Here is a 5,774-nt window from a genome sequence, read left to right as displayed (position 1 = left end):
CTAGCAGGACTGGCCCATTTTTAATCCGGTGCTACCGGCCGATCCGTGGCCCCTTTTATTCCCGGTGTTCTCAGCCGAACGACGCATGCAATGCGGTCAGCAGATCATTGGGGTTGGTGGTCGTAAAACGCCCCCCCAGCCGAATGCGCGACAGCGCCGGATCGGCGATGACGATCCTGGGGTCGAGATAGCGATTAAATTCGGCCACGACGAAGTCGAGGCTCTCGCCTTCGAACACCAGTTGACCATCTTTCCAGCTGCGCGCCCGGTCCAGCGTTACCGGGTCGGCCGGTCCGATAGCCACGTTCTGGCCGATCACGCGCGCCATCGCCCCTGCTGTAAGCCCATCGCCCCGTACGCTATCGGCCATGCCATTCAGCACGAGAAAGTCGAAGGATTCAGGTTGCTGTCGCGCATTGAAGCTGCCGGTGCCGAGTGTGAATCGTGCGCTTCCTGCCTCCAATGTCAGCTTGCCGCGCAGCGAAGCCGGAACCGTAAGGCCGATCTCGCCACGCTCCAACCAGATGCGGCTTTCCCCCTTGTCGATCCGCCAACTGATCCGCGTGCCTGTATTAAGTTCGATCCGGGTGCCATCGTCCAGCACCAGCGCGCGCCGTTCACCTATCGCCGTTTTGGCATGTTCGCGCGCAGTGGCGCGTACCGCCAGCAGCGCGCCGGCGACCGACGCACCACCGGCCAAGACGCCGGCACGCAACATCCCACGGCGGTTGATGGCGGTGGGCGCCGGTTCGGCCGGACGGTCCTCGACCGCGCGTAGACGCTCCACCTGCTCGAAGGCATGAGCCACCTGGGCAAAGGCGATGGCATGGCGGGGATCGGCCGCACGCCATTGTTCGAAAGCCTGCGGCGTGACCGAGCCTGCATCGAGCGCCGCCAGCCAGCCGGCGGCTTCCTCCATCATTTTCTCTGGTGTCGGTGGCGTTGCCATAAGCGCGAAAACGGGGCCCTTTCTTCCTGCGGTGGCGCTTCCTGCATCGCATAGGCAAGAATGGCCAGCCCTTTGGCAAGATGCTTCTCTACAGTAGAGACCGACAAACCCATCCGCACCGCTATATCGCCCGGCAATAATCCTTCGATCCGCCGCATCTTCACCACCGCGCGCGCCTGTGGCGGCAATTGCTCCATCAGCGCGATCAGCCGTGCCAGCTCCATATTGCCCGATAGCACTGCAAATTGATCCGGCGCGCTATCGGCAATTTCCATCGCTTCCATATCGGCCAGATGCTCGAACCGCACGACGGTGGCGCGACGATGACGTTCATGCGCCAGATTGCGGATGATGGTGAGGACGAAGCTGCGGGGATTGACGATCTCGCGATGATGCGACGCATTGATCGCGCGGGCATAGGCCTCCTGCACCAGATCCTCGGCCTCGGCCGTGGGGACCAGCCGAGCCGCCTGCCGCCGGAAAGCGACCCGGTGCGGCAATATCTCATCAATGAACCAGCGGTCTACATCCCTCAACCAGGTCACGGCGGCTTCCCCCTTCAGATGAGCGGGGCGGTTAGTCAGTCGGCATGACAATATCGGGACAATATCCACATTCGTCGGGGGTCGCTGTCGCATTACTGTCAAACGCCGCCGATAGGGCCGCCCGATGCAAGCCTCTCCCTGGCATCGCCGCGCCGTGCTGGGCGCCATGGTCGCGCTTGGCGCCACGCCGCTCCGGGTGCTCGCCGCACCCTTCACTGCGCAGGCCGACCCCTTTGCGCTCGGCGTCGCCAGCGGCGATCCATCCCGCGACGGCTTCGTTTTGTGGACGCGCCTCGTCGGCCCCGACGCCCACCCTCTTCGGGCCGGATCGATCCCGGTCCGTTACGAGGTCGCCGAGGATGAAGGATTTCGCAACATCGTCCGGACCGGCGCATTGAACGCGCATCCCGAGGCGGCGCACAGCATCCATCTCGAACTGACCGGACTACGACCGGGGCGCCCCTATCATTATCGCTTCCATGCGCTTGGCGCGACCAGCCCGGTCGGGCGTACCGCAACCGTGCCGGACCGCACCAACCGGTTGCGGCTGGCGCTCACATCCTGCCAGCATTGGGAATTGGGATGGTTCGGCGCCTATCGCGACATGCTGGCGGGCGATCCCGACCTGATCGTGCAGGTCGGCGACTATATTTACGAAACATCCTATCCCGACCAGCCCAAGGTCCGCGATTTCGGCGCGCCCGAACCACGCGATCTGGATGGGTACCGCGCCCGCTACGCCCTCTATCGCACCGATCCGGATTTGCAGGAAGCGCACCGGCGCGTGCCCTGGCTCGTCACATGGGACGATCATGAGGTGCTGAACGATTATGCCGCGCTCGCCAATCGAGAGGGGCTACCTCCCGAAATTTTCGCGGCGCGGCGAGCGGCGGCCTATCAGGCCTATTTCGAACATATGCCGATCCGCCCCAGCCTGTGGCGCTCCATGGCCAGCCCGCGCCTCTATCGTGGGGTGGACTGGGGCGAACTGGCATCGCTTTCCATGCTCGACACGCGCCAATTCCGGTCCAACCCGCCATGCGCGGCGCCGTCGGTAGCCCGCAACGTCCGGCTCGATCATTGCGCCGAACGGTTGGCGCCCGATCGGACCATGCTGGGACAGGCGCAGGAGGCATGGCTGGCTCAGCGCCTTTCCCAAGAGCGGCGCCCTTGGACTTTATTGGCGCAGGGCGTGTTTTTTGCGCCGCTGGCGCTCGATGGCGGGGGTGACGCTGTCTATAGCGACCAGTGGGACGGCTATGTCGCAGGCCGCTCACGGCTGCTGGATCAGCTCGCCCGCCCCAATGTCCGCAATCCCCTAATTCTAAGCGGCGACGTCCACAGTTTTTGGCTGAATGATCTGCATCGGGCGGATGGCACCCCGCCAGTGGCGACCGAAATCGTCACCTCCGCCCTTGCTGCCCAATCGCCGCCAGCCGGCCGCTTCGGCGAGGTTCGCGCAAATAACCCCCACATCCGCTTTCATGACCTGAACCATAGCGGCTACGTCCGCATCGAGATCGAACCGACGCGACTAGTGGCACAATTTCGTGCACTGAATCTGAAATCGGCCCGGGCAAAGCCCAAGATCCTGCAACAGGTGGAACAGGATATCAGGTAGGCGACAACTGCATTTAGCCCGGCTAAAAGACATGAGCGACCAGGCGTTAAACTGATCGCTCATCATGTCTTCTCTCAAGCCAGCATACGCAGCGATGGTTCGCGGTCATAGAAGCGGAGAGCCGCCGCCTTGACGAACGCTGCATCGACCCCCGTGACGCCCGCGTCGGGCACCACGCCGGCCTTGTCGAGCAAGGGCTGCGCTGTCTCATTCGCGCCAATCGCCTTGAGATGGCCAAAGGCGTTCATCACAAATTCGACCGCCGCGCCTTCGTTCAGCAGCGTCGCGCAGCCCTCCTGCGACACTATGATCGCCACGGCATCGAAAATCTGACTCGGCGATCCTGCCAGCTGACCATCGGCCTTCTGCTGCTTGCCGTTGGAGAGCTTTGCGCCACCGACTTTGGGCGCGACGATCACAGCCTTGCCCTTGGCTTTTTCTACTGCCGTGACGATTGCTGCCAGTTCGTCCGCATCGCTGCCGTCCGCGATCAGAATGCCGACTTTGCGCCCCTCAAGCGTCGCCAGCATATTCTTATGGATCGAAAGTGCGTCCGAAGGCGGCATGTCGATCGGCTCCTTGGCGGCGGGCGTCTTTTTCGGCAGATCGATCGCTAAGCCGTCCGCAACCCGGCTCGCCAGGTCTTCGTCCACATTGCGTAGATTGGCCACCATCCGGCCGGGCACCTGATCGAGCTGTGCCACCTTCGAGAGTTCGAACACGAAGGACGAGGCGATATGGGCTTGTTCACTGATCGTCTGTGAACGGTAGAATAAACGCGCCTGACTGTAATGATCGGCGAAGGTTTCCGCCCGCACGCGCAGCTTGTCGCCGCTCTCTTCAGGGCCAGTGGCGGCGTTTGCCGTTACAAAGCCGACGTCCGGGCTTTCGCGCGGTCCACCTTCCTCGCCATGCGCCGCCAGGCTGTTGGGTTCATAATTGGCACGGCCCTTGGGCACCATCGTCTGCATTTTTCCGTCCCGCTGGAAATTGCCGAACGGACAGCGCGGTGCGTTTACCGGGATCTGATGGAAGTTGGTGGTGCCGAGACGTGAATTTTGCGTATCCAGATAGGAGAAGAGCCGGCCCTGAAGCAGCGGATCATTCGAAAAATCGATGCCTGGCGGAACATTCGAGGGCAGGAATGCGACCTGCTCGGTTTCGGCGAAGAAATTGTCGACATTGCGGTTGAGCGTCAGTGTGCCGATCAGGCGCACGGGCACATCCTCTTCCGGGATGAGCTTGGTCGCGTCGAGCACGTCATAGGGTTGCGCCTCGGCAAACGCCTCGTCGAACAATTGGATACCCAGATCCCATTGCGGGAAATCGCCGGCGTCGATCGCCTCGAACAGGTCGCGGCGCTGATAGTCATTGTCCGCCGCCTGGAGCTTCAGCGCTTCGTCCCAAATGGTAGACTGAATCCCAAGTCGGGGCTTCCAGTGGAACTTGGCCCAGTCGGCCCGAAGCTGCGATTTTGGCCAGGTTGAAGAACGAACACTGAACGCTTGATTGATTCTACCAGGACCGTTGCTGACCACCGACCTCGTAGATATCGGCTTCCATGGAGCAATTGTAGCTCTCTGCGATGTTGAACATCTCGGAGAGGAGGCTTTGGATTTCCTCATCAAGGGAAATGCCATCCGGATCGGGGTCATAGGCGACGGTCAGTTTGTAATCACAATTGCCGTTTTTTACCATGGCGTAGTCGCGTTCCAGCATCGCCTCAATCCGCTCCCGAGCGGGTTTTCTACCTCTTCCACGCTTGTTGAAGTTCTCGATAATCAGATGCAGGGCGATGCTGGCAGTGGGCGGCTTTTCCGGCAGTTTGGTCTTTGACGGAATAATGTCGAGCGCCCGATAGACGGTCATTCGTGAGACCTTCAGGTCGCGGGCAACGCGGGCCTTGCTGGCGCCGGCGGCAAGGCGACGGCGGATTTCATCGTCATCGACGTTCTTCTTCCGGCCTTTGTAAACGCCTTCGGCGCGCGCCGCTTCGATCCCGGCGCGCTGACGATCCTTGATGAACTTCAGCTCCATATCGGCGACCATGCCGAGTATGGTGATGACCATTCGCCCCATGTCGCCCGCCGTCGTCACCTCTGGCTCAAGGATGCGCAGCGAAGCTCCCTTTTCATCAAGCTCATGCACCAGGTTCAGGACATCGCGCGTGGAGCGGCCGAGCCGGTCGAGCCGCAGCACGACCAGCTCGTCGCCGGTGTGCATAAACTGCATGATCGTTTCCAGTTCCGTGCGCCCGCTCCGCGAGGCCCCCGATCCGGTCTCGGAACGGATAATTTCGCAACCTGCATTCTTGAGGCGGCCAATCTGGATATCCAGATCCTGGTCCGTGGTGCTGACGCGGGCATATCCGATACGAGCCAAGTGCAAAATCCGTCACATTAGGGTGGCTCTTGCAGTGTATCGTCACATTGAGCGCAAACCCACCCTTTTGTGACAGACGAATGGTGTCACTCGGCCCTATCACTCTGGGGTGTACCCAAATGTTATAGGCCGATCAGCCGCCTCACGCTGCAAGCCGTCCAAAATCAATCCGGTCGTTCAGGTCGAGGTCGAAGCGGCCATAAAGGTAGCCGACTGGCTCAAATATATCGAAAATGGCGCGGCAAAATCGGGCACCGCCGATCCGATGGGCACCTAT

The 5,774-nt window shown here is 61.4% G+C and carries 4 protein-coding genes and 1 pseudogene; 1 reads left to right on the top strand and 4 read right to left on the bottom strand.

What is annotated here, in order from left to right; all coding sequences use genetic code 11:
- Window positions 1-70: 70 nt before the first annotated feature.
- Both K5Q19_RS09360 and K5Q19_RS09355 read right to left on the bottom strand, forming a co-directional pair.
- On the bottom strand, window positions 71-919 hold the full coding sequence (locus K5Q19_RS09360) for a FecR domain-containing protein (protein ID WP_292943959.1): 849 nt from the start codon (window positions 917-919) through the stop codon (window positions 71-73).
- Window positions 919-1,494 (bottom strand): RNA polymerase sigma factor, encoded by a 576-nt coding sequence (locus K5Q19_RS09355; RefSeq protein ID WP_004212904.1) that lies wholly within the window; start codon window positions 1,492-1,494, stop codon window positions 919-921. Before K5Q19_RS09355 ends, K5Q19_RS09360 begins: the two co-directional genes overlap by 1 nt.
- Window positions 1,495-1,618: 124 nt before the next feature.
- Between K5Q19_RS09355 and K5Q19_RS09350 the strand changes: the two genes are divergently transcribed.
- Complete coding sequence (locus K5Q19_RS09350; RefSeq protein ID WP_037472268.1) at window positions 1,619-3,115, top strand: alkaline phosphatase D family protein; 1,497 nt, start codon at window positions 1,619-1,621, stop codon at window positions 3,113-3,115.
- A gap of 74 nt (window positions 3,116-3,189) precedes the next feature.
- On the opposite strand, the pseudogene K5Q19_RS09345 reads toward K5Q19_RS09350, so the two are convergent.
- Both K5Q19_RS09345 and K5Q19_RS09340 read right to left on the bottom strand, forming a co-directional pair.
- Window positions 3,190-4,692 (bottom strand): annotated as a pseudogene (locus K5Q19_RS09345) (catalase); the annotation flags it as partial.
- Entirely contained in the window at window positions 4,631-5,497 is an 867-nt protein-coding gene (locus tag K5Q19_RS09340; RefSeq protein WP_004212898.1) for a recombinase family protein, read from the bottom strand. The gene K5Q19_RS09340 and the pseudogene K5Q19_RS09345, both read right to left, overlap by 62 nt.
- Between the last annotated feature and the right edge of the window lie 277 nt (window positions 5,498-5,774).

This window comes from Novosphingobium sp. (genome assembly GCF_019748365.1).
Taxonomy (GTDB): Bacteria; Pseudomonadota; Alphaproteobacteria; order Sphingomonadales; family Sphingomonadaceae; genus Novosphingobium.
The sequence above is the reverse complement of the archived record's forward strand: the minus strand, read 5'-3'. Positions and strand labels throughout refer to the sequence as shown.

Excerpts from the sequence above, each read along its gene's own strand:
- K5Q19_RS09350 (WP_037472268.1), top strand. The coding sequence starts at position 1,619 with ATGCAAGCCTCTCCCTGGCATCGCCGCGCCGTGCTGGGCGCCATGGTC.
- K5Q19_RS09360 (WP_292943959.1), bottom strand. The coding sequence starts at position 919 with ATGGAGGAAGCCGCCGGCTGGCTGGCGGCGCTCGATGCAGGCTCGGTC.